Below are 835 nucleotides of genomic sequence, written 5' to 3'. Positions count from 1 at the left end.
CAAGGCCGAGCCCGCGCCTGCGCCGGTCGCTGAGGCTCCTGCCCCTGCCGCGAAGGAAGCTGCAAAACCCGCCAAGGAGAAGGCGGCGCCGAAGAAGTCGATGGCCGACGAGACGGCGAGCGAGGGCGACCGCATCGCCAACCAGTCGATCCGCGTCAACGTGGATACGCTGGAGCACCTGATGACCATGGTCTCCGAGCTGGTCTTGACCCGCAACCAGCTGCTGGAGATCTCCCGCCGCAACGAGGACACCGAGTTCAAGGTGCCGCTGCAGCGTCTCTCCAACGTCACCGCCGAGCTGCAGGAAGGCGTCATGAAGACGCGCATGCAGCCGATCGGCAATGCCTGGCAGAAGCTGCCCCGCATCGTCCGGGATCTGTCGAGCGAACTCGGCAAGCAGATCGAGCTGGAGATGCACGGCGCCGACACCGAGCTCGACCGCCAGGTGCTCGATCTGATCAAGGATCCGCTCACCCACATGGTGCGCAACTCCGCCGACCATGGCCTCGAGACCCCCGCCGAGCGCCTGGCCAGCGGCAAGGGCGAGCAGGGCACCATTCGCCTCTCCGCCTATCACGAGGGCGGCCACATCATCATCTGCATCGCCGACAACGGCCGCGGCCTCAACACCGAGAAGATCAAGGCCAAGGCGATCTCCTCAGGTCTCGTCACCGAGGCCGAGCTGGAGAAGATGAGCGAAGCCCAGATCCACAAGTTCATCTTCGCGCCGGGCTTCTCCACGGCGGCCGCCATCACCTCGGTCTCGGGCCGCGGCGTCGGCATGGACGTGGTGCGCACCAATATCGACCAGATCGGCGGCACCATCGACATCAAG

Annotated in this window: 1 protein-coding gene; it reads left to right on the top strand. The window is 65.7% G+C overall.

Annotated features, from left to right (window positions below; translation table 11 throughout):
* Positions 1–835, top strand: an 835-nt coding sequence (locus XH79_RS06830; protein ID WP_271581153.1) for a chemotaxis protein CheA, incomplete at both ends; no start/stop codon positions are given.

This window comes from Bradyrhizobium sp. CCBAU 45389 (genome assembly GCF_028128625.1).
Classification (GTDB): Bacteria; Pseudomonadota; Alphaproteobacteria; order Rhizobiales; family Xanthobacteraceae; genus Bradyrhizobium; species Bradyrhizobium liaoningense_B.
This window is presented reverse-complemented; position numbering and strand designations above follow the sequence as displayed.